Here is a 19,695-nt window from a genome sequence, read left to right as displayed (position 1 = left end):
ATGGCCAAAAAACTACCTTCCACGGACGTCGTGGTTGTCGGGCTCGGCTGGGCCGGATCCATCATCGCCAATGAACTGGCTGACGAAAATCTGAAGATCATCGGTTTCGAACGCGGCCCTTGGCGCGACACCGCCGCTGATTTCAACGTCGCGTCGGCGGCGGACGAACTGCGCTACAACCGCCGTCAGGACCTGATGCTGAGGACCCGGCAAAACACCACGACCATTCGTAACAGCGTGACCGAGACAGCGCTACCCATGCGCAGCTGGGGCTCGTTTCACCCGGGCAACGGCACCGGCGGCGCGGGCAACCACTGGGCCGGCATCACCTTTCGTTTCCAGCCCCATGAATTCCGGCTGCACAGCCACCTGACCGAGCGTTACGGCAAGGAGTTGTCGCCTGAATTGACCTTGCAGGATTGGGGCACCGACTGGGACGAAATGGAGCCGTTCTACGCCAAGTTCGATCGCCTTGCGGGCATCTCCGGCAAGGCCGGCAATATCAAAGGCGTGATCCAGGAAGGCGGCAACACCTTCGAAGGCGCGCGCTCGGAGGAATACCCGAACCCGCCGACAGCACAGACTTACGCGCCGACGCTGTTCGCCGAAGCCGCGAAGAACCTGGGCTACAAGCCGTTCCCGGTGCCCTCGGCCCTGGTATCGCGTCCGTACGTGAACTCCCTTGGCGTGGCCATGGGTGCCTGCACATTCTGCGGTTTCTGCACCAACTACGGCTGCGCCAACTACTCCAAAGCCAGCGCCATCACCACGGTGTTGCCGGTGCTGGTGCGCAAGCCGAACTTCACCGCGATGACCAACTGCGAAGTCCTGCGCGTGACCATGGACAGCAGCGGCAAGCGCGCCACCGGCATCGTCTACATGGATTCGAACGGCGAAGAGTGGGAACAACCCGCCGAACTGGTGGTGATCAGCGCCTTCATCTTCGAAAACGTGCGCCTGATGCTGCTCTCCGGCGTCGGCCAGCCGTACGACCCGGTGACCAACACCGGCACCACGGGCCGCAACTACGCCTACCAGACCGCCAACAGCGTGCGCATGTTCTTCGATGACAAGAACTTCAACCCGTTTATCGGCGGCGGCGCCATCGGCATGGGCATCGACGAATTCAACAACGACAACTTCGACCACTCGGGTCTGGGTTTCGTCGGCGGCGGCAGCACCCGCGTGACGCCGATCGGCGCCGCGCCCATCGACTCCCGCCCTCTCCCGCCCGGCACCCCGGCCTGGGGTTCGGAGTGGAAGAAAGCCACGGTGAAGAACTACGCCAGCACCATGTCCATCGGCTGCGAAGCAAGCAGCTACGCGACCCGCACCAACTACCTGTCGCTGGACCCGACCTATAAAGATCCGCTGGGTCGTCCGTTGCTGCGCATCACCTTCGACTTCCCGGAGAACGACCGCAAGATGGCCGCTTACGTCACCGGCAAGGTCGGCGAAATCGCCAAGAGCATGAACCCGCGGCAGATGGTGCCCAGCTCCCAGCAAGGGCACTGGAACAGCGCGCCGTATCAGTCGTCGCACATCGTCGGCGGTTTCATCATGGGCGCCGACCCGAAGAACAGCTCGGTGAACAAGCACCTGCAAGTGTGGGGCGTGCCGAACCTGTTCGTGGTCGGCTCTTCCGCCTTCCCGCAGAACCCGGGCTACAACCCGACCGGCACCGTCGCGGCGCTGGCCTTCAAAGCGGCGGATGCCATCCGCACCCGCTACCTCAAGCGTCCAGGGGAGATGATCAGCGTATGAAGACTCTTCTGACGGTCTGCGCAGGCGTTATCGGCCTGTCTGTTTCCCTGGCTCATGCCGCAACCGGCGCCGATTCCTACAACATCGTGGAAAAAGGCCGCTATCTGACCACCCTGGGCGACTGCACCGCGTGCCACACGATCCCGGGCAAGCCGCTGTTCTCCGGTGGCGTGATCCTCGACACGCCGTTTGGCAAGCTGGCTGGCGCCAACATCACCCCGGACCCGGCGACCGGCATCGGCCGCTGGAGCTTCGAGGATTTCCAGAACGCCATGTCCAAGGGCCACGGCCTGGACGGCAAGCGTTTGTACGGCGCCATGCCGTTCACCGCGTACACCAAGGTGCTGCGTGAGGACAATCTGGCGATCTTCGCGTACCTGAAAACGGTCGACCCGGTGGAAAACAAGGTTGAAACCAACCAGCTGCCCTTCCCCTTCAACGTGCGCACCAGCTTGATCGGCTGGAACCTGATCAACTTCAAGGAAGGCGAATTCAAAGCCGATCCGCAGAAGTCCGAGCAGTGGAATCGCGGCGCGTACCTGGTGGAAGGTCTGGGCCACTGCGGCACGTGCCATACGCCGAAGAACCTGATTGGCGGTGACAAGAACGATCAGTTCCTCACCGGCGCCAATCTGCAGAGCTGGGTCGCACCGAACATCACCTCCACTGGCCACGATGGCATTGGTGCGTGGAGCGAGGCGGACATCGTCAAGTACCTGAAGACCGGCGCAAACCGTTTCGACATCGCCTCCGGGCCAATGGCCGAGGAAGTCGAGCATTCTTCGCAGCACTGGAAGGATGAGGATTTGCTGGCGGTGGCGGTGTACTTGAAGGACGGTGCCAAGCCGGTTGAGGCGGCCAAGCCAGTCGCTGCGGATGATGCGGCGATGGTGGCGGGCAAGGCGATTTATGCGGATCGCTGCTCGGCGTGTCATACGCCGACCGGTGAAGGCGCGGCCAATCTGTTCCCGAAACTGGCGTTGGCACCGTTGGTGAACAGCAACGATCCGTCGTCGCTGATTCGTGTGGTGCTGGCGGGCAGTCGTGCGGGTGCGACGGATGCTGCGCCGACAGCTCCGGCGATGCCGGCGTTTGGCTGGAATCTGTCGGATGAGAATGTCGCGGATGTGCTGACGTATGTGCGTAATACGTGGGGCAATGCGGCGCCGGCGGTGTCCGGTTCGGATGTGAAGGATGTGCGTGAGGGGTTGAGGGCGAAGTAGTTTTTCCGCCTGCATGACGTTGGAGATCAAGATCAAGATCAAGATCAAGATCAAGATCAAGATCAAGATCAAGATCAAGATCAAGATCAAGATCAAGATCAAGAGCGTCTGCCTAGGGGCAGACGTTTCGCCTTCGGCGAGTTACTTGGAAAAGCACCCCAAGTAACCAAGGGTGCCTGCTCTCGGTTTGGCCCTTCCTTCGTCAGGGTTCCTTCACTCCGGTCTCGCTCCGTGGGCCCTGCGTTCAGCCTGCACCCAAGTCGCGATTTGTGGTGTCTGAACTTTTTGTGTTTGAAGATCAAAAGCAGATCAACCGCTTCCCGGCTAAAGCCGGTCCCACTGGCTGCACGCGTTGCTTTTAGTGGGACCGGCTTTAGCCGGGAAGAGGCCTGTTTGCGCACCGATATCGTCGGAGGGTGAGCTGGATACCCACCCATCATTCACTTGTACGATGTCTTATCACGAGGTATTACTAGCGGCCCGTAAAAGAATAATAGAACGGAGATCGCTACATGGACTCATTCCTGTCCGCCTTGCCCCCGCACGCTGAAACCGCTGGTCACTCAAGCGGCAACACGCGCCGCAGTTTCCTGAAAAAATCCCTCGCTGTTTCCGCCACGCTGGCCACCGTGGGCAGCGCCGCTCTGCCCCGCCTCGCGTCTGCCGCAGAACCCCTGAGCCAGCGTTACCCGGATCCGCTCATTCACATTCTCGACGACAGTTTTCTCGAACTGCGGGTTTTCAACGCCAGCGTGGAAAAACTCGCCACCGGCATGCGTTGGGCCGAAGGGCCGGTGTGGGTCGGCGACGGGCGTTACTTGCTGGTCAGCGACATTCCCAATAACCGCATTATGCGTTGGGACGAAATCACCGACACCTTCACGGTGTACCGCGAGCATTCCAACTTCTCAAACGGCATGTGCCGCGATCGCCACGGCCGCCTCATCGTCTGCGAGGGTTCGACCACGACCAGCGAAGGCCGGCGCATCACCCGCACGGAATACAACGGCACCATCACCGTGCTGGCCGACAGCTTCGACGGCAAACCCTTCAACTCCCCCAACGACATCGTCTGCAAAAGCGACGGCTCGATCTGGTTCAGCGACCCGCCCTTCCAGACCAGCAACAACTACGAAGGCCACAAAATCACCCCGACCCAGCCCCACGCCGTCTACCGCATCGACGGCGAGAGCAGGAATGTCACCCGGGTGATCGACGACCTCGCCGGCCCCAACGGCCTGTGCTTCTCCCCTGACGAAAAGACCCTGTACGTCGTCGAAGGTCGCGCCAAACCCAACCGCCTGATCTGGGCCATCGCGGTCAAGGACGACGGCACCCTGGGCGACCGCCGCAAACACATCGAAGGCCTGGACTACGCCGCCATCGACGGCATGAAGTGCGACGAAGCGGGCAACCTGTGGTGTGGCTGGGGCGGCAACGGCGACCCCAAGGCCGACCTCGAAAAACTCGACGGCGTGCGGGTCTTCAACCCCCAGGGCAAGGCCATCGGGCACATTTCGTTGCCAGAACGCTGCCCGAACCTGTGCTTCGGCGGACGCGAAGGGAATCGGTTGTTCATGGCGAGCAGTCACTCGATTTATTCGTTGTTTGTGAATACGCGTGGGACTGGGTTTGTGGTGTAAGGGGCTGGCTGGATCACAAGACGGTCAAACGACCGTCTACCTCCGCACTCTTGGACTTAAGGGGACCGTCCCCTTAAGGATTTAAGTGTCACAGTCCGAAAATATGAAAATGTCCAAGTTGAAATGCCTCGCTCAGCTCAACTTCCTCATTAACGTCCCCCTCACTCAAACACTTGCATGGCCTATTCTCCAGCGCTGCGCGCACTAGATCATGTAGCGCCGACGATTTAAAATTGACCTCAAGCCATAGTGTACTGTCATCATCATGGCTCAAGCGTGCGTCATAATCCGCTTCAGGCTTAGAATTTTGATCTTTCAAGTACAAAAATTCTTGATCTGCTCGAACGCAAGACTCACTCGCCTTTAAAGAATCCATAATGCGCTGAGCTGTAAGATCGTTGGAAAATACCAATCTATATTCATGACTCATGAGCAATTCGGCCTCCCTCGAACTGTGGGTAAATCAATGGGAATACGAATGCCGATATGACTTTTGTTTGGATCCGTCGTGCCGGTGCCATGATCATCTAGAGTGTTTTTCAGAAGGATTCACTTTATTGAGCGAAAGGAGTCCGACCCCTTTAACAGTCCCTCTAAGCCTGATTGGTCGCAGGCGAGCGAGATTTTCTGCCCCCAACGCAGGGCAGGTCTTTCATAGGGTGCCGGTGCAAAAGATCGGTATCGCGCCTGGCGTTGCGAGTTGCGCCTGCCCACCGGCCTTACGCCCAAATATCAAGTTCTCCATGGCTTGAGCAAAGCCCAGCCCCTGTATCCAAAGTCCGTCGTGGATGAAGCTCAAGACGTAGCAGCAACCCTTTTCGTCCATCAACAGCGCTCCGTGGCTATGATGGACTTCGGCGATGCTCACCAAGGTACTGCCCAGGCGTTGCTGCCACTCAAGGAAGTCTTCGCTTCCATGCAGATGTTCGAATGTGCCAAAGGCGACATCACTGGTAGCGCACTCCTCTCCTGCGCCGCAGATGCCTACCTTCACCCCGACAAGCTGTTCAAGTAGAGCAGCGGCAGGATGCTCGGGTGGAACATAATGCGGTAGTGGTATGGTGGAAGTGCTGGGCCAGCCTGCGGCAAGAAACAGCGGGCTCAGGCTTTCAGGAAGTTCGATCAGCGGGGGTACGTTCAGTGTGTCGGTCACGATTTTACCAAGCTGTTAGTGGGAGATATAAAGAAAAAATAAAGGAGTCTGTCCCATTCGAACACGCTGGAATCGGATCGGATCGGTCAGGCCGACTTCTTCGGCGAATTCAGAGAGTTAAAGGGTCCGTCCCCTTCAACTCTGTAGTGTTGGAGGATGCTTAAGACGAAAGGCCTTATGTAATGGAACTTCATCATCTTGCCCCCCACCCTCTAAGCATCTGTATTGTTTGGTGTCAATTGCAGCCTTCAGCAACTCGTATAAATTCGGGGATCGAAAGCCTACTTCGAGCCAGAGTGAATTAGAGTCCTCTAGCGTTAGTCTCACATCATAGGCTGCTTCACTGTTCACACTCAGCTCTTTCAAGCAAATACATTCGCCAGCCGCACCAATGCATGCCGTACTGGTTTTCACCGAGTCAAGGACATTGCGAGCTGAAAACGAGTCCTCGAATACTAATCTGAATTCATAGCTCATAATCCGCGTGGTCTCCCCCGGACAATAGGTAAGTCTTTAGGGTTACGAATACCAATATGGTACTTATCTGGATCGGTTGTTATCTCTCCTTTATCGTCAAGCTGGTTTTCACATGGGTCCTCTTTGTGCATGTGCGAGTTAAAGGGGTCTGTCCCCTTTAGCCCAAGATCAACACGTTCGTGCCTAGTGCCTTCCACTCTAAAGGTGTGACTGATAAAAGCATCTGCGCCTCCGCACTTACTCGCATTATCGATATATTTTCCGCCTTTTTGAAAGCATCGTCACGGATGGCAAGATCCTTCCTGAGAAGTGTTGCCTTTAACTCACTCAGATTTTGCTTAGAGTTAACGGGGTCCGTACCCTTTAGCCTCTTAAGCCAGCTAAAGGGGGCAGCGCACTTTCGCTTTTTATCTGCACAATTAAGAGGGGTCACCCCCTATAATGCTCTACATTAATAAAAGATTAACTCGCGGACGCTGTTCACGAAACGAATCTCGGCATCACCGCCCACTATTTCTTCAAACTCTCTAAAAAAGAAGTCCAAGTCCTTTGAGAACACAAAGAATGCATCACGACCATGTTCTCCAGACACCAATGCTCGTAGTATGTAGTGGCAGCTTTCATGTAGTGCTTCATACAACTCTTTTCCGATTATCGATAAATATTGAGCCTGAACAATACTAGCTAGCATCGAACTTTTAGGCATTGTTGTGGGCCTATGCCTCGAGATCACGTTGTGTTTCCTGAGGTCTTTGTCATACTGCATATGTTCTTGAACCAGCCTTTCGAATTTGCCGGCTTTACCTCGAAACAGGAGCCGAGGCATTCCTTCGACGTCTTCCGCCAGTGGTATTTTTATACTCAAATTATTTATATCGACTGAATAGCATTTTGATACAAGCGCTTTTATAGCCGCTTCACCTTGGGCCGTCGTTCCGAAGCCAACCCCTCCTTGCAGATTCGTAGCCATCACCAAGGCGAACTCGTCAGTATCATCCGCGGACATTTCTCTTATAAAATCGTTAGCATGATTTTTAAACTCACCAAATTCGGCTTTAAAGCATAAGATCTTGTAGTATTTCATATCAGATTCCTTTACGTCCTGCCGGGTAGGTGAACACTATTACCGCACCCTTTGTATTTGTGGCGTGAACATGTGGAATTTCATGGTGAGCTGGTTGATCATCTCCGACCAAGTCAGGGTGCCCATCTGGATGCTCGAACACCTCTGCTACCCCATTTTTATCCCTGCGCCCTAGCGTGGTGATCCCGCGACTTTTCATACAGTTGCAATTCACTCCATGGCTACTCAGGTTGAGATCTTTCATTGGGATCGCCTCCCCACCTCTACCTAACCGCGGTACCTGAGCATGTTGCTGGGCCTTTTTCATTGCGCTCCTACGGCTATTTGTTGCGACAACTTTTTGCAAACCGAGTGGGTCGATCCAACCCGTCGGATTTGAAACGTAGTGATAGAGATTTAGCCCACCACTGTAGCCAATCGGATCCTTGCTAATAAACCGACCGACCCTTGGATCATAGTACCGATGCCGGTTGTAGTGCAGGCCGGTCTCGTGGTCGTGGTACTGCCCTTGGAATCGGATGGGGTTAGTCAGGCCGACTTGTTGGGCGAATTCAGAATGGTGTTCCTGCGCTTCGCCCCACGCTTTGTATTGCGCGCTCCAAGCGGTGTTGCCGTTTTGATCGGTGATTTCCTGGGGCGTGCCGAGGTGGTCGCATTGGTACCAGGCGAGTGCGTCAATCGGCAGCGCGACTGGCTTGTAGGTCCAGAGCGGATCTTCTTTGAAGTTGTAGCGCCCTTCGTAAGTGGGTTGTCTTACGAGGCGGATGGTTTCGTGGCGGATGGCCTGCGCCACGGGAACGAAGGTGCCGGGTTCATGGATGTAATGGACCGTGCGGCCTAGCGCGCCGGCATAGGGCGGAGGGCTGCTTTCCCACGCCAGGTTGTCGCCATCCCAGCCGTACAGGGTGAAGCCGCAGCCGAGCTCGCGCTCTTTGCTGGCGTGTTCGTTTTCATTCCAGCCGGTGCCGGCTTCGGGCCGCGGGCGGTAGTGGGCTTTGGAGAGTTTGTAGAGGCGACGGCCGAGGGGGTCGTAGCCAAAGTCAACGGTGAGGCGCGGATCGCGGAAATGCACAAGGCGATCAAAGAGGTCCCAGTGCAGTTCGCTGCGCAGGCCGTTGGTCCAGCGCTCGGTCTGGTTGCCGCGTTCATCGTATTCGTAGTGGTTGCCGGCGTAGTCGCGCAGCAGGTTGTCCACGAGTTTATGGCGGACCGGTTCGGGGTCGAGTGGGCGGCGTACGGGTGCGGCGCTGTCATCGAGCAGGTTGCTGGCCGGGTCGAAGGCGAAGGTTTCTGTGCCCAGGCGACTCGTTGCGGCGAGCAGGCGGCTCACCGGGTCGTAGCGGTATGAGAGCGGACCGCGACGGCTGTCGTTGATGTCGGTGAGCTGCCCGGCAGCGTCGTAGGTGTAGGCGCGTTTGATGAGCGTGGATTTGTCGTCTGCTCGTCCCAGCAGTTGCTCTTGCAGGCGTCCCGCCGGGTCCCAGCGTTGGGTTTGCAGCAGTTGGTTGCCCTGATGGCGGGCAACTTCGCGATGCAGATCATCGCGTTCGTAACTGAGCAGTTCGTGCTCGTCCAGCTTCAAGCCGAGCAGATGCCCGCTGCCGTAGGTCAGCCAACTGACGCGATGTCCGTCCGGGCGGATAGTCGCGACGCGGTTATTAAGGGCGTCGTATTCGTGCTGCCACACGGCAACCAGTGGTTTATCCAGGTTCGAGTAATGCTGGTGCTCGCGCAGGAGGTTACCGGCGGGATCGTGGAACCATTGCAGTTTGCTGATGGCGTTGGTCGCCATGACCAGATGGCCGTTGCCGTCGTAAGCGAAGGTTTCGCTTTGGGCTTGTTCGCCGAGGGTGGCGCGGCGTTCGGTGAGACGGCCCATGGGGTCGAAGGTCAGCGCAATCGTGCGCTGGCCGTTCACCGTCTGAGCAAGCCTTCCTGTTTCGGGATCGTATTGATAGCGGCTAGAACGCCCATCGAAACCGCGCTCTTCCAGCAGCCTGCCCACAGGATCGTAGTGAAAATGCGCACGGCGCTCGTTCTCGTTTTCCAGCGCTACCAGCCGGCCAAGTTTGTCCCAGCGGTAGCGCAGGGTTTGCTCCGCGGCGTCGACGCGTTCGGCGATGAAGCCGGCGGCGGTGTAGCGCCACGTCGTGCAGCGTTCAAGCCCATCAGAATGAGCCAGCAAACGACCTTCGGCATCGCGGCTAAAACGTTCTTCGGTCTTGTCCGGGTGTTTGATCAGGGCCAACTGACCTAAGTTGTACTCGTAGGTCGTGCTATGGCCGGCCGGGTCGGTGAAGCGAACCATCTGGCCGCGTTCGTCGTATTCCCAGCTACTCACCTTGCCCGAGCAGTCGGTGTACTTAACGAGTTGTCCGGCGTCGTTGTAGGCCAACGACTTGGTATTGCCGTCGGCGTCCTTGATCGCCGTAGGAAGACCGAACGTGTTGTAGGCGTACTCGGTGACGTTCTCTAGCGGATCAATCGCCTCAACTAGATTGCCGCGAAAGTCGTAGTCCCGTTTCCACAACCCACCCTCGCCATCGCTGATCTTGATCAGATGGCTTTTATCGTCGTAGGCGTAATTCATCACGCTGTGATCAGCGCGAGTGTGCTCGGTCAGTTTGCTGAGTTTGTCGTAGCGGTAACGGTCGGTGCTGCCATCGGTATGGACGTGGCGGATGATGTTCTTCGCGGCGTCACGGAAGAACCATTCGGAACGGCCATCGGCATGACAAATGCGGTAGGTGTAACCCAAGCTGTCGTAGTAATGCCGGGTTTCGTGACCCAAAGCGTCAGTGACGTAGGTCAGGCGGATGTTTTCGTCCCACGCCAGTCGGGTTTCGAAACTGCCGTCATCGGCCCATTCGCGAATAGCCTTTGCGTCGGGACCTGTTCCCTGCCATTGCAGGTTCAGACCGCGATTGGTGCGGTCGGTGTAGCGCGTGATCAGGTGGTTTTGATACTGGTAGCGCCAGGCCGAACCGTTCTCGTCCTGAGCCAGAACAAGGTCACCAAAATCATCGTATCGATACGCGCACAGTTGGCGTTTGACGTCGCCATCACGCACTTCCCAAAGGCCCGTCAAACGCCCTTGATCATCAATCAAAGTGCCCAGGCGAAGATGGACTTTGTTTACATCTTTCTCAAAGTAAGTCACCAGCTCGGAGAGCACCGCCCCCCACCATGCCGATGCTCGTAATGCAGCATCACCCCGGCGCCATTCGGCAAAACCTTATTGATCAGAACAAACCGCTGACCTCGCCTAACATAGGTCTCCCTGTGCTCCAGGCCCCGCATCAGCACCAACCGATCCTTGCTGAGGCGAATGACGGTCAGGTTCTCAATGGCGTTGAAGTGAAAGAGTCTTACCTTGGGAAGAGGGAACTCATGGCTGCGTCCGTCGAAGTCATGAAACACCAAACCGTCGCCGACGAGATCGAAGCGTGTAGTAAACGGCGTAATCCAGCGCGCACCGATAAGATCATCATCAAACGCATCAAGACTCGAACAGTAAGTCCGCGTCCACTCAATCGGAAAAGGCCCCGGCAGGCTGAAATCGGTATGGCTAACCGACTCCGAACCCATCGCAAAGCTGATGCTCCTGGCCGTCGACCCACAGGCACATTCACAAGGGCACGGACACGTACAGTTCTTCCGCTTGTTAGGCCGGGCTTTCGCAGGCTTCTCGAATCCAACCGTCTCCAGCTTCCCTTCGCCGCCCTGGCGCCTGGCCTGATTAACAACCCCCGGCTTGATGTTGAAGGCTTGCCCATGCCCATTGCGCGAACGCCAACTGACCACGGCGTCACCCAGCGTGAGCAGCAGCGAACCAATGGAATTCTGAACCCCAGGATCCGCCAGACCAGTCATCCTGGTGCGAAGCTCCGGCACCATGGCGCGCAACAATTTGGCCTGTCTACCTATCTCTTTCTTAACCGACTCCGGCACAAAATTTTCGACGGCGCCGTTAACAGCGCCTTTACCTGCAGCGATGCATAGATCAGCAGCCGCGACGAAGATATTTGAAATCGCAGCCTTGGGGTCATAGGCCCACTGATCCCCAGCGGCCTGAACCAACTGCTCGGCCTCAAGCAAATCAGCCTTGGCGTTCAGCTTCGGGTCAACCAGCTGTTCAAGACCGGCAGCGATCTCAAAGAGCACGTCTTCCCCAAGTTTCCCGGCATCCTCAAGAATCCCCGGAAGCTTCCCCTGCGCCTGGGTCACAAAGTCATCAAGCGTCCCGACGATGTCGGCATTGAGGTGCCCGATCAGCACCTCGATCAGTGAATCGCCAAGCACCATCTTGCCCGCCTGACGCATCTCCTGGCGCACCAGAAACAGCGTCGGCCGCAGGCTCATTCGCGCTGCCGCCATGGTCGGCGGCGTCGGCAAGACGCCAATCAAATTGATGCCCAGACTCACCCAATCCAGCGGGTCGCGCTTTTCGCTCGTGGCCAGCCGAACGATGTCATTCAGCGCATCGACCAGTGCCATGACGTTGCCCACCACGGGCAAAAAGCCCGCAGCGTTCTTGATCCGCTCAAGCGAAACGACCCCGCCGCTGATGTCCTGCAGCCAGGCATCGACATTGGCCGCACCCGCCCCGACGTCCTCAAGCTGAATCAGATCAAGCGGAACAATCGCCACCTGAGCTTCGCGCTCTGCAATGCCCGCGCTCATGACAACTTCTCGCCGGCCAGCAGGCCCGACACTTCAAGCAAGCCCTCATCCACCGTGGGCACTGGCAGGCTCGGAAGCTTCTCGCTTTTGATCATCCCGCTCAGAAGACCTGAAGCGATCGGCAGAGCCGCAGTCGCCAGCGGCGGCAAGCCCAATCCCGCCGCCCCAGCGTCAACCGCGGCCGCCATGACGTGCGCAGCATCCCAGTTCTTGCTCGGCAGCCCCTCGCTAACCTCCGTCTCTAACAGCGCCGGAACCTCCCCCGCACTCGGCGGCAGGACCGGCCATTCGGGCTTGCCGATGAAGCTGCTCTCCGTCCAGGTGTCCGCCGGGTCCTTGCCGAAGGCCACCCGTCCAGGCCCGGGCGCAGCGCCGGGAACGGTCGCGAATCCCTTGGCATCAAGGGACCCTGTAAGCCGCTGGCCCAAGGCATCGATCACCTCGAAACCGCCGCCCTGAATCCCTTGCTGCCCCGCGTACTGGTTGAACAACTCAAGGTCGCCCTGCCCCGGCTTCGGGGGCTCGGGGAACACGCCCGCGAGGTTTTTCGCCGAGGTATAGGCGAAGTTGGCGGCATGGGCGGTGTACGGGCCGGTGGTGACGTGGGTGATGCCGGCGGCGTTGTAGGTGGTGGCGCTGCCGCCGCCCTGAATCACCAGTTCGGTTTTGGCGGTCAGGGTGATGCGCTCGGCGTTGGCGGTGATGTTGAGTTTGGCCAGCAGGTTGATGCTGTCCTTCAGGGCACGCACGTCGATGTCGCCGGACGCCGCAACCAGACGCCAGCCGAGGCTTTGCACGAACAGGCGCATGCCCTGGCTGGCGCTGGCCAAGAGGCGTTTACCCACGGAAAAGCTGGTGTGCCCTGTGCTGCTCAACGCCAGGTGCTCGCCGGTGGCGATGTGACTGGAGCGTGGGGTGGTCAGGGCGATGCCGGCCGGGCTGGCGAGGACCAGATGCGGTTCGGTGAATTCGGGAAACTCGTTGGCACTTTTGTTCGCGGGGCCGCTGCCGAGCACGCCCTGATGCTGGGCGTGCAGCGCTTTGGCGACGTCATCCTGATCGCCGGGTTCCTGGGCCTGCAATTCCTTGGCTTGCAGCGCGAAGCCGTCCTGCTGATCGGCGGCAGTGGCCAGGCGTTCGGCGGTTTCCGGCAGGTCCTTGTGGTGCTTCGACTCGTTGGGACGCGGCTCGGTGGTGATCAGCAAACCTGCAGCGGCGCGCACGGCGCCATGGCGGTCGGTGCGCAGCTCGAAACCCTCGCCCCGGGGCTGGCCGCCGGCGGGTCGCGGATGGGTCAGGTAACCGAGGTTGATGGCACTGGCGCCATGATCGCTGCGCAGGGCAATGCTGATCTCGCTGGTGGTGTCGTCGATGCGCAGTTCGTTGGCGCGGCCGCCCTTGTATTCTTTGCTCTTGACCGTGGCTACGGTCTTGAAATCGGGCAGTTTGTATGGCGGCAAATGGGCGCCGTGGTACAGGCAACCGGTGATGAGGGGCTGGTCGGGATCGCCTTCGAGGAAGGTGATCAGGACTTCCATGCCGACCCGCGGCAGGTTGATCGCACCGAAGTTCTGGCTGGCCCAGTTCGAGGCCACGCGCATCCAGCAGCTGGTCTTGTCGTTGTGCTCGCCTTCGCGGTCCCAGAAGAACTGCACCTTCACCCGGCCGTGCTGATCGCAGTAAATCTCCTCCCCGTCGGGCCCGGTGACCACGGCGCTTTGGGTGCCCAGCACCTTCGGTTTCGGATGTTCCAGCGGTGGCCGGTAGTGGACATCCCACGGCGTCGCGCTGAAACGGTTGCGATAGCCCTGATGGAAATCGCTTTTCAAGTCAGTGACGTCGCTGGTGATGACCTCTTCCAGCACCTGGGGCTGCTTGCCTTCGTGGAAAACCTCGGTCAGCAGCCACAGGTCGTTCCACAGCGGGTTGGCGTGTCCGGTCAGGGCGAGAAAATGGCCGCTGACCAGCCGCGGTTGATCGCTGCTGCCTTCGGCCAGCCGATAGTCGCTGCGGTGGCGCTCGAGGGCGCGATTGGCCAGATGGCGGCCACGTTCGCGATCGGCGAAGCGGCCGGGGTAGTCATAATCTTCGAGGTCGGGAACGGCCGCACTTTTGGCCGTGCTCTCCAGCTGGAACTTCGGTTTGGTGAAGTCGTAATCGCGGCGCGTGGTGCGGCTGGTGCGTGTGTTCATGCGCAGGCCGAAGCGCTTGATCACCTGGGCGTCGGCCACCAGTCCGGTGTCCTGCTGGTAGAGCACCGGCGCCAGCTTCGGGAACACCGTCTGGTCGTCGCCGAACACCAGCAGATGACCCTTGGCGCTGTGCTGAAAATGAAAGTGAATGCCTTCCTCTTCGCACAGCCGCTGGATGAAATGCAGGTCAGATTCGTCGTACTGCACGCAGTAGACGCGCTCGGGGTAGGTCGCGCCGAGCTGGAACCGGTAATCGATGGAAAGAATGCCGTGCTCTTCCAGGACCTGGCTGATGATCTGCTGCACCGTCATCTGCTGGAAAATCCGCTGATTGATCCGGTGCGCCAGATAAGCCAGCTGAGGCCGCAGGGAAATCCGATAGCGGGTCAGGCGCTTGCCGGCATCACCCTGGGCGATGCTGTAAACCAGCCCGTGAACCCCGGTGCCGTCCTCGGCCAGCTGCAGAAACGTCTGCGCGTGCAGCAGGCTTTCCAGATCGAGCGCTGCCTTTTCGCTGACCAGCTCCAGCTCGAATTCGTAGGGTTGGTTGAGGCGCTCCCGACCGGTGAAAGACAGCACTTGAAACAACGTGTCCTGCCCGTTGAGGGTCAGGCTGAATTGGGCTTGGTTGGCCGGTGCGAACATCCCTTGTTCCTTATGCGCTGTTGCGGCAGACGTCGATGCAAAGGGGGTGATCAACGACTGCAAGTGCGTGGAAGGACAGCGAACCGCCAGGCGTCGGCAGTGCTCTCCGCGGTCTGAAAATCACGACCGATCGGGGTTGATCGCGCATTCAGAGGACGACGGAGATATCAAGGGCCGTGCCAGCGGGCGCGGAGCCCTTGTGCCACAAGGGTTTGCAGGAGATTCTTGCGGGCTGGGCGAGATGCCTGGTCAGGACTTACGGGAAATGTGCGCAAGAAGTTGCGCACCCCTGCGCAAGTCCTTGCGCACTCCTCTGCAGCCCACGAGCGACGTGCCCTGCAGGTCGGTAAGCCAGCAATTGGCGACCGTCACTGCGCAACTTTTTGCGCATGATGGCGATGGGGAGTCACGGGGAAGTGAGGGGTGTGACAGGGTGTTCAGAGGTCCGGCAGGAATCGGCGGCGTTGCGCCACCGATCCCCATGGCGCCGGATCAGGACTCGGCGTCGGCGTCCGCCAGATGAGTGTTGAATGCAGGCCGCGTCCCGCCCACTCGCGCAAGGAAATACAGCGCCACCCCCACCAGCATCAGCGCCCCGGCACGCAGCCAGGTTTCGGCACTTTGCTGGGTCAGCAGGATCAGGCACGACACGATCGCCAGCACCGGCACCCATGTCGGGACGCGGAAGTGGTCAGCCTCGACGGTGTCCTTGCGCAGGACCAGCACGGCGAGGTTGGTGCTGATAAACACGAACAACAGCAGCAAGACCACTGTCTCCGCCAAGGTTGCCAGTGAGCCGGTCAGGGTCAGGATGATCGCAACCACTGTCGTTGCGACAATGGCCACCCACGGCGTCCGCCGCTCAGGCAGCACGTTAGATAGCGAGTTGGGCAGCAGGCCCTGGCGCGACATGCCATACGCCAGACGGCTGGACATGATCATGGTCAGCAGCGCGCCATTGGCCACGGCCACCAGCGCAATGAAAGCGAATAACTGGGGCGGAATGCCCAGATGCGATGCCTTGACCACTTCCAGCAGCGGTGCCGAGGAATGCACCAGTTGCTCAATAGGCATGACGGTGGCAGCGGCGATGCCGACGCCCATGTAGATGGCCCCGGCGATCAGCAGCGCTCCGAACAACGCGCGGGGATAGACCGTGCGCACGTTGCGCACCTCCTCCGCCAGATTGGCCGAGGTCTCGAAGCCCACGAACGAATAAAACGCCAGTAACGCAGCGCCAAGCACGGCGATCGCGGGGTTGACGCCCTCCTTGAACTGCACGGCGCGTGACAGGTCCGCGTCGCCGGAGCGGAAAAACCACACGGCGGCGACAATCACCAGCAGCAGGCCCGAGACTTCAATCACCGTCATCACCAGGTTGGCGGACAGCGATTCTTTGATGCCCCGCGCGTTGAGCAAGGCGATGACCACCAGGAAGATCAGCGCCACGATATGAGGCGGCAGGTCGATGAAGGGCGCCATGTAGTCGCCGGCGAACGCCAGCGACAGCCCCGCCGCGCTGGTCACCCCCGCTGCCAGCATGCAGAAGCCCACCAGAAACGAGATCAATGGCGACTTGAACGCCTTGCCGGCAAACACCGCAGAGGCGCCGGCGTGGGGATATTTGGTGACGAGTTCGGCGTAAGAGCCCGCAGTGAGCATCGCGAAGCACAGGGCGATGAGCAGCGGTACCCAGATCGCCCCGCCCACTTCACCGGCAATGGTCCCGGCCAGGGCGTAGACACCGGCGCCGAGCACGTCTCCAAGAATGAAAAGCAGGAGCATGGGGCCTGTGACCGCGCGTTTGAGTGCTCGGCCTGGCTGAGCAAGTGGTGTCGTCATGGGTTGGCTCCGAATCAGGTGGCTCTTACAGGGCTTGGTTGAAACGTGTGGATCCAGGGGTAACCGGTCCAGCCGAGGCGTAGCCGACCAAGAGCTTCCCGGCTGAAGCCGGTCCTACGGGAATTCGGTGCCGTTGCAGGACCGGCGTTAGCCGGGAATGCGCACTGATGAACGCCACCCCTCTTACTGCTTCACGCCGGCTTCCAGGTCACCGCATCTATCCCCAATCGCTCGGCCTTGGGCTTGGAGCGTTTGATGGCTCTGTCGCTCCGGTATTTGGGGATGTCGGCCACACCGGCGTCCACCGCAGCCCAGTGCCACGCCTCAGCGTTGTCCATTTGCGTGGCGCACACGTAGAACCAGCGTGGCTTGCCATGGAAAAGGTATTCGATGCGGTAGTGTTGGGTATGTTGCATGGTCTTGATCTCGTGCAGGGGTCGATTTCGTTGTTTGGTTTCCATCTTGGGTGGACGACTGACTCACCGCAGGCGGGTTGAGCGACAGACTAGGGATCCGCTTGTGGCCCGGCGGATCGACTGTTGGTACCCGGCGGCGAGGGTTGGGTGGGTTGCATGATGTGGGCGCGACCGGCGGGGTCTGCCAACTGCACCGCATCGCCGTGCTGCCAGGCGTCGGCGCCCTTGAGCACCGGCTGGGCCTGAATGTCCGCGCGTTCCGAGCGTTTCTCCCGGGTATCAATACCCATGCGGCGGTTGCGCTGCTCGACCATGGCCGGGTCCGCCTGGCCGTCCGCGGTGAAGCCCATCATCAGTTGGGGCACGCCCAATGGCAGTTGCTTGTCCTGGTCGGTGTGCCAGGTGTGCCAGGTCTTGCCATAGGTATTGCCAAGTTTGGCCATCAAAGCGTGTTCGGCGGTGGCAGGAATACCGGGAGCCACCAGTTGGCCCGACTTCACCTCATGGGCATGGCTGTGCCAGAAGCGCTTCTCGCCATCGGGCAGCTTCTCGAAGAGTTGAGCGCTGATGATGTATTCAACGCCCATCAACTTGGCATCCCGAACATTGCCGTCGTAAATCACGCACTGAATGAACTCTTCACTCAGCACCGAGCAATAGTGATGAGCTTCCATCTGCACGTCAGGATGACCGTTATAAAGATGAAAGCCATCCAGATACGCGTTGAGCGCTTCGATGGGCGGACGCGACTGCAGTGTCGCGGCACCCGCGTCGAGCACGCCGAGGGTTGCGCTGGTCAGCTTGCCGGGAGTCGGCACACTGGATCGAGTGTCATCACCCGCACACCCACTCAATGCACCACAGGCCAAGGTGACCGATAAGGCCAGGCTTGGTCTGAAACAGGCTAACGTCTTCTCAGGGAATGACCGCATTGAAAGTCTCCATAGTTGAGGCCTCAGGCTTTCAAGGGCGGCTTCGTGCCGCGTTATAACTGGGCGGGGAACCCATTGATCCAATCAAATGAAAATAGACCGGGGCAGACAATGCGCCGGTAAAAAGTTGACCCTGTGCCGAAGCCGTATGTTCATCCTTAATGTCAACTTTCGGGACGAGCGGCTCAGAGGCGAATTAAGACTGTTAGTTGACGCGTTATATCAATCAAAGAGATGTATTAAGTCCGGCAGCAGCCTCGAATCATTCATTCGGATAGGTGCCGTTTCAGGTCAACAAACAGCTCGCACCGCTTACCCGCCACTTATCAAAGCCTCTTAACCATCGAACAGCGCGGCTCATTGGATTAGTTATGCGTCAGTGGCAGTGGACACGACCCGTCAGTTGATATCGGGTAGCCATCATGACTGCCGTCAACGAAAAACCCGGGCAACTTCGCCAACGATCATGAGCACGTCAGTCGCTCGCCCGCCTCACCGCTTCAGTGCCCGCCCAGTCCACAGGCTCTCCAACGGCAATGCGCTCGGCTTGATCACGCCCCCGCTCAAGCCCTTGCTCGACGGTCGATTCCGACGCCGGCAGCCTGAACAGATGCTCCACCACCCTTTCCCCGTCCGCTGCGTAAACGCAGACCAATACTTCGACGAAGTCGTTATTGGCCCGGGCGCGAACTTCCAGCTGACAACCATTTTCCGCCGCCTCGCTGTAGGACTCGTCGGTGAGTGTTAGTTGCACCCAGCCCTGATAGACATCACCACGATTGAACATTAAAAACTCCTGATTGGATTGATAAGTAGCCGTCGCTAGTTGCACTGGCAAAACGCCCCCCGATTGACGCGGGTCACCCGCGAAAACAACGGGATGGGTTCATCGCTCGCTTCGTTAGTTCACCGTGTTTCACGGGGGCCAGTACGCTTGAACATTCATCTGATAGCAAACGCCCAGGAACAACCACCCAAACAGGCTGGTCGTTACAACCGTTGCAGGGTATGCACCGGCATGGCATGGGCCGGCCTGTCACTTCCAGCCCAACTGCTTCTGGATGTCACGACGATAAGGGGTGTCGATCTGGGCCGGTACCTGGCGAATGTAATCCCGGGCATGTTCGAGCTTCTCGCCGGTCAGGCTTCGCAGGTACGCCAGGGCGTCCTCGCTCTTTGGCAGGCGCCCCTCGCTACGAAAGCGCGGCGGCAGCGCTGTCCAGATCAGCGCATCGATCTGGCGCTCGCTGGCCCACTGCGCCAGCGGCCCGGTTGAAGACGCTTCCACCCGATACACGCCGATGCCGTCCTCCCGTTCTGCAGGGATCTGCTCACGTTCACGCAGCGCACTGCACGCCTGCTCCAATGAATCGGTCGCCAGGACGGACCAGAGCACCCGGCATGGCGGCGCGTTCAGGCAGATGGCCGTGGCCAGCTCACCGCCATCACCTATCCGCGAAAATTCGACCGGTAACGCCGGCCCGTCCATAAACCACTCACTGGCGAGCGGCAGTGCGTCCGGCTTCCATATCAATGAGCCCCAACCCAAACAGGCTATTACCATCGCTTTTGCATCCTTCCAGGGTGTACATGAAGTTTCTCGACGGCGGGTGTTCTTTCAGCTTCGCCACGCGCCCGTGT

At 59.1% G+C, this 19,695-nt stretch carries 13 protein-coding genes and 1 pseudogene; 4 read left to right on the top strand and 10 right to left on the bottom strand.

Features of this window, described 5'->3' with window-relative positions; genetic code table 11:
* The 4 genes from IFT47_RS19905 to IFT47_RS19890 all read left to right on the top strand — a co-directional run bounded on the left by IFT47_RS19905 (nt 1) and on the right by IFT47_RS19890 (nt 4,630).
* On the top strand, nt 1-1,764 hold the full coding sequence (locus IFT47_RS19905; protein WP_192172221.1) for a GMC family oxidoreductase: 1,764 nt from the start codon (nt 1-3) through the stop codon (nt 1,762-1,764).
* Nucleotides 1,761-2,987 (top strand): c-type cytochrome, encoded by a 1,227-nt coding sequence (locus tag IFT47_RS19900; RefSeq protein ID WP_192172222.1) that lies wholly within the window; start codon nt 1,761-1,763, stop codon nt 2,985-2,987. The genes IFT47_RS19905 and IFT47_RS19900 overlap by 4 nt, the downstream gene beginning before the upstream one ends.
* A gap of 13 nt (nt 2,988-3,000) precedes the next feature.
* Nucleotides 3,001-3,153, top strand: coding sequence for a hypothetical protein (locus IFT47_RS19895; protein ID WP_192172223.1), 153 nt, complete (start codon nt 3,001-3,003; stop codon nt 3,151-3,153).
* A 346-nt stretch (nt 3,154-3,499) separates the two neighbouring features.
* Nucleotides 3,500-4,630: an SMP-30/gluconolactonase/LRE family protein gene (locus IFT47_RS19890; RefSeq protein ID WP_244655886.1), complete on the top strand. Its 1,131-nt coding sequence runs from the start codon at nt 3,500-3,502 to the stop codon at nt 4,628-4,630.
* Between the two features lie 88 nt (nt 4,631-4,718).
* Here the strand turns inward: IFT47_RS19890 and IFT47_RS19885 are convergent, their stop codons facing one another.
* The 10 genes and pseudogenes from IFT47_RS19885 to IFT47_RS19840 form a co-directional block, all read right to left on the bottom strand.
* Entirely contained in the window at nt 4,719-5,060 is a 342-nt protein-coding gene (locus tag IFT47_RS19885; protein ID WP_192172224.1) for a hypothetical protein, read from the bottom strand.
* A gap of 222 nt (nt 5,061-5,282) precedes the next feature.
* Nucleotides 5,283-5,783: an SUKH-3 domain-containing protein gene (locus IFT47_RS19880; protein WP_342345361.1), complete on the bottom strand. Its 501-nt coding sequence runs from the start codon at nt 5,781-5,783 to the stop codon at nt 5,283-5,285.
* Nucleotides 5,784-6,711: 928 nt separating this feature from the next.
* Nucleotides 6,712-7,344: a hypothetical protein gene (locus IFT47_RS19875; protein WP_192172225.1), complete on the bottom strand. Its 633-nt coding sequence runs from the start codon at nt 7,342-7,344 to the stop codon at nt 6,712-6,714.
* Between the two features lies 1 nt (nt 7,345).
* Nucleotides 7,346-12,027 (bottom strand): annotated as a pseudogene (locus IFT47_RS27990) (RHS repeat-associated core domain-containing protein).
* Complete coding sequence (locus IFT47_RS19865) at nt 12,024-14,864, bottom strand: type VI secretion system Vgr family protein (RefSeq protein WP_192172226.1); 2,841 nt, start codon at nt 14,862-14,864, stop codon at nt 12,024-12,026. The pseudogene IFT47_RS27990 and the gene IFT47_RS19865 overlap by 4 nt, the downstream one beginning before the upstream one ends.
* A 492-nt stretch (nt 14,865-15,356) precedes the next feature.
* Nucleotides 15,357-16,706: an APC family permease gene (locus IFT47_RS19860; protein WP_407073223.1), complete on the bottom strand. Its 1,350-nt coding sequence runs from the start codon at nt 16,704-16,706 to the stop codon at nt 15,357-15,359.
* A 191-nt stretch (nt 16,707-16,897) separates the two neighbouring features.
* Nucleotides 16,898-17,122 (bottom strand): DUF6555 family protein, encoded by a 225-nt coding sequence (locus IFT47_RS19855; protein WP_192172228.1) that lies wholly within the window; start codon nt 17,120-17,122, stop codon nt 16,898-16,900.
* An 89-nt stretch (nt 17,123-17,211) separates the two neighbouring features.
* Entirely contained in the window at nt 17,212-18,054 is an 843-nt protein-coding gene (locus IFT47_RS19850; protein ID WP_192172229.1) for an OBAP family protein, read from the bottom strand.
* 475 nt (nt 18,055-18,529) lie between these two features.
* Nucleotides 18,530-18,841 (bottom strand): hypothetical protein, encoded by a 312-nt coding sequence (locus IFT47_RS19845; protein ID WP_192172230.1) that lies wholly within the window; start codon nt 18,839-18,841, stop codon nt 18,530-18,532.
* Nucleotides 18,842-19,090: 249 nt separating this feature from the next.
* The gene (locus tag IFT47_RS19840; RefSeq protein ID WP_192172231.1) at nt 19,091-19,618 is read right to left on the bottom strand and encodes a hypothetical protein; all 528 of its coding nucleotides are present in this window, start codon (nt 19,616-19,618) and stop codon (nt 19,091-19,093) included.
* Between the last annotated feature and the right edge of the window lie 77 nt (nt 19,619-19,695).

Origin of the sequence: Pseudomonas sp. CFBP 13711 (genome assembly GCF_014842265.1) — a bacterium.
In the GTDB taxonomy this organism is placed as follows: Bacteria; Pseudomonadota; Gammaproteobacteria; order Pseudomonadales; family Pseudomonadaceae; genus Aquipseudomonas.
This window is presented reverse-complemented; position numbering and strand designations above follow the sequence as displayed.

What these genes read in the sequence shown, in the direction of transcription:
- IFT47_RS19905 (WP_192172221.1), top strand. Translation starts at nt 1, where the DNA reads ATGGCCAAAAAACTACCTTCCACGGACGTCGTGGTTGTCGGGCTCGGC.
- IFT47_RS19900 (WP_192172222.1), top strand. Translation starts at nt 1,761, where the DNA reads ATGAAGACTCTTCTGACGGTCTGCGCAGGCGTTATCGGCCTGTCTGTT.
- IFT47_RS19895 (WP_192172223.1), top strand. Translation starts at nt 3,001, where the DNA reads ATGACGTTGGAGATCAAGATCAAGATCAAGATCAAGATCAAGATCAAG.
- IFT47_RS19890 (WP_244655886.1), top strand. Translation starts at nt 3,500, where the DNA reads ATGGACTCATTCCTGTCCGCCTTGCCCCCGCACGCTGAAACCGCTGGT.
- IFT47_RS19885 (WP_192172224.1), bottom strand. Translation starts at nt 5,060, where the DNA reads ATGAGTCATGAATATAGATTGGTATTTTCCAACGATCTTACAGCTCAG.
- IFT47_RS19875 (WP_192172225.1), bottom strand. Translation starts at nt 7,344, where the DNA reads ATGAAATACTACAAGATCTTATGCTTTAAAGCCGAATTTGGTGAGTTT.
- IFT47_RS19865 (WP_192172226.1), bottom strand. Translation starts at nt 14,864, where the DNA reads ATGTTCGCACCGGCCAACCAAGCCCAATTCAGCCTGACCCTCAACGGG.
- IFT47_RS19860 (WP_407073223.1), bottom strand. Translation starts at nt 16,706, where the DNA reads ATGACGACACCACTTGCTCAGCCAGGCCGAGCACTCAAACGCGCGGTC.
- IFT47_RS19855 (WP_192172228.1), bottom strand. Translation starts at nt 17,122, where the DNA reads ATGCAACATACCCAACACTACCGCATCGAATACCTTTTCCATGGCAAG.
- IFT47_RS19850 (WP_192172229.1), bottom strand. Translation starts at nt 18,054, where the DNA reads ATGCGGTCATTCCCTGAGAAGACGTTAGCCTGTTTCAGACCAAGCCTG.
- IFT47_RS19845 (WP_192172230.1), bottom strand. Translation starts at nt 18,841, where the DNA reads ATGTTCAATCGTGGTGATGTCTATCAGGGCTGGGTGCAACTAACACTC.
- IFT47_RS19840 (WP_192172231.1), bottom strand. Translation starts at nt 19,618, where the DNA reads ATGGTAATAGCCTGTTTGGGTTGGGGCTCATTGATATGGAAGCCGGAC.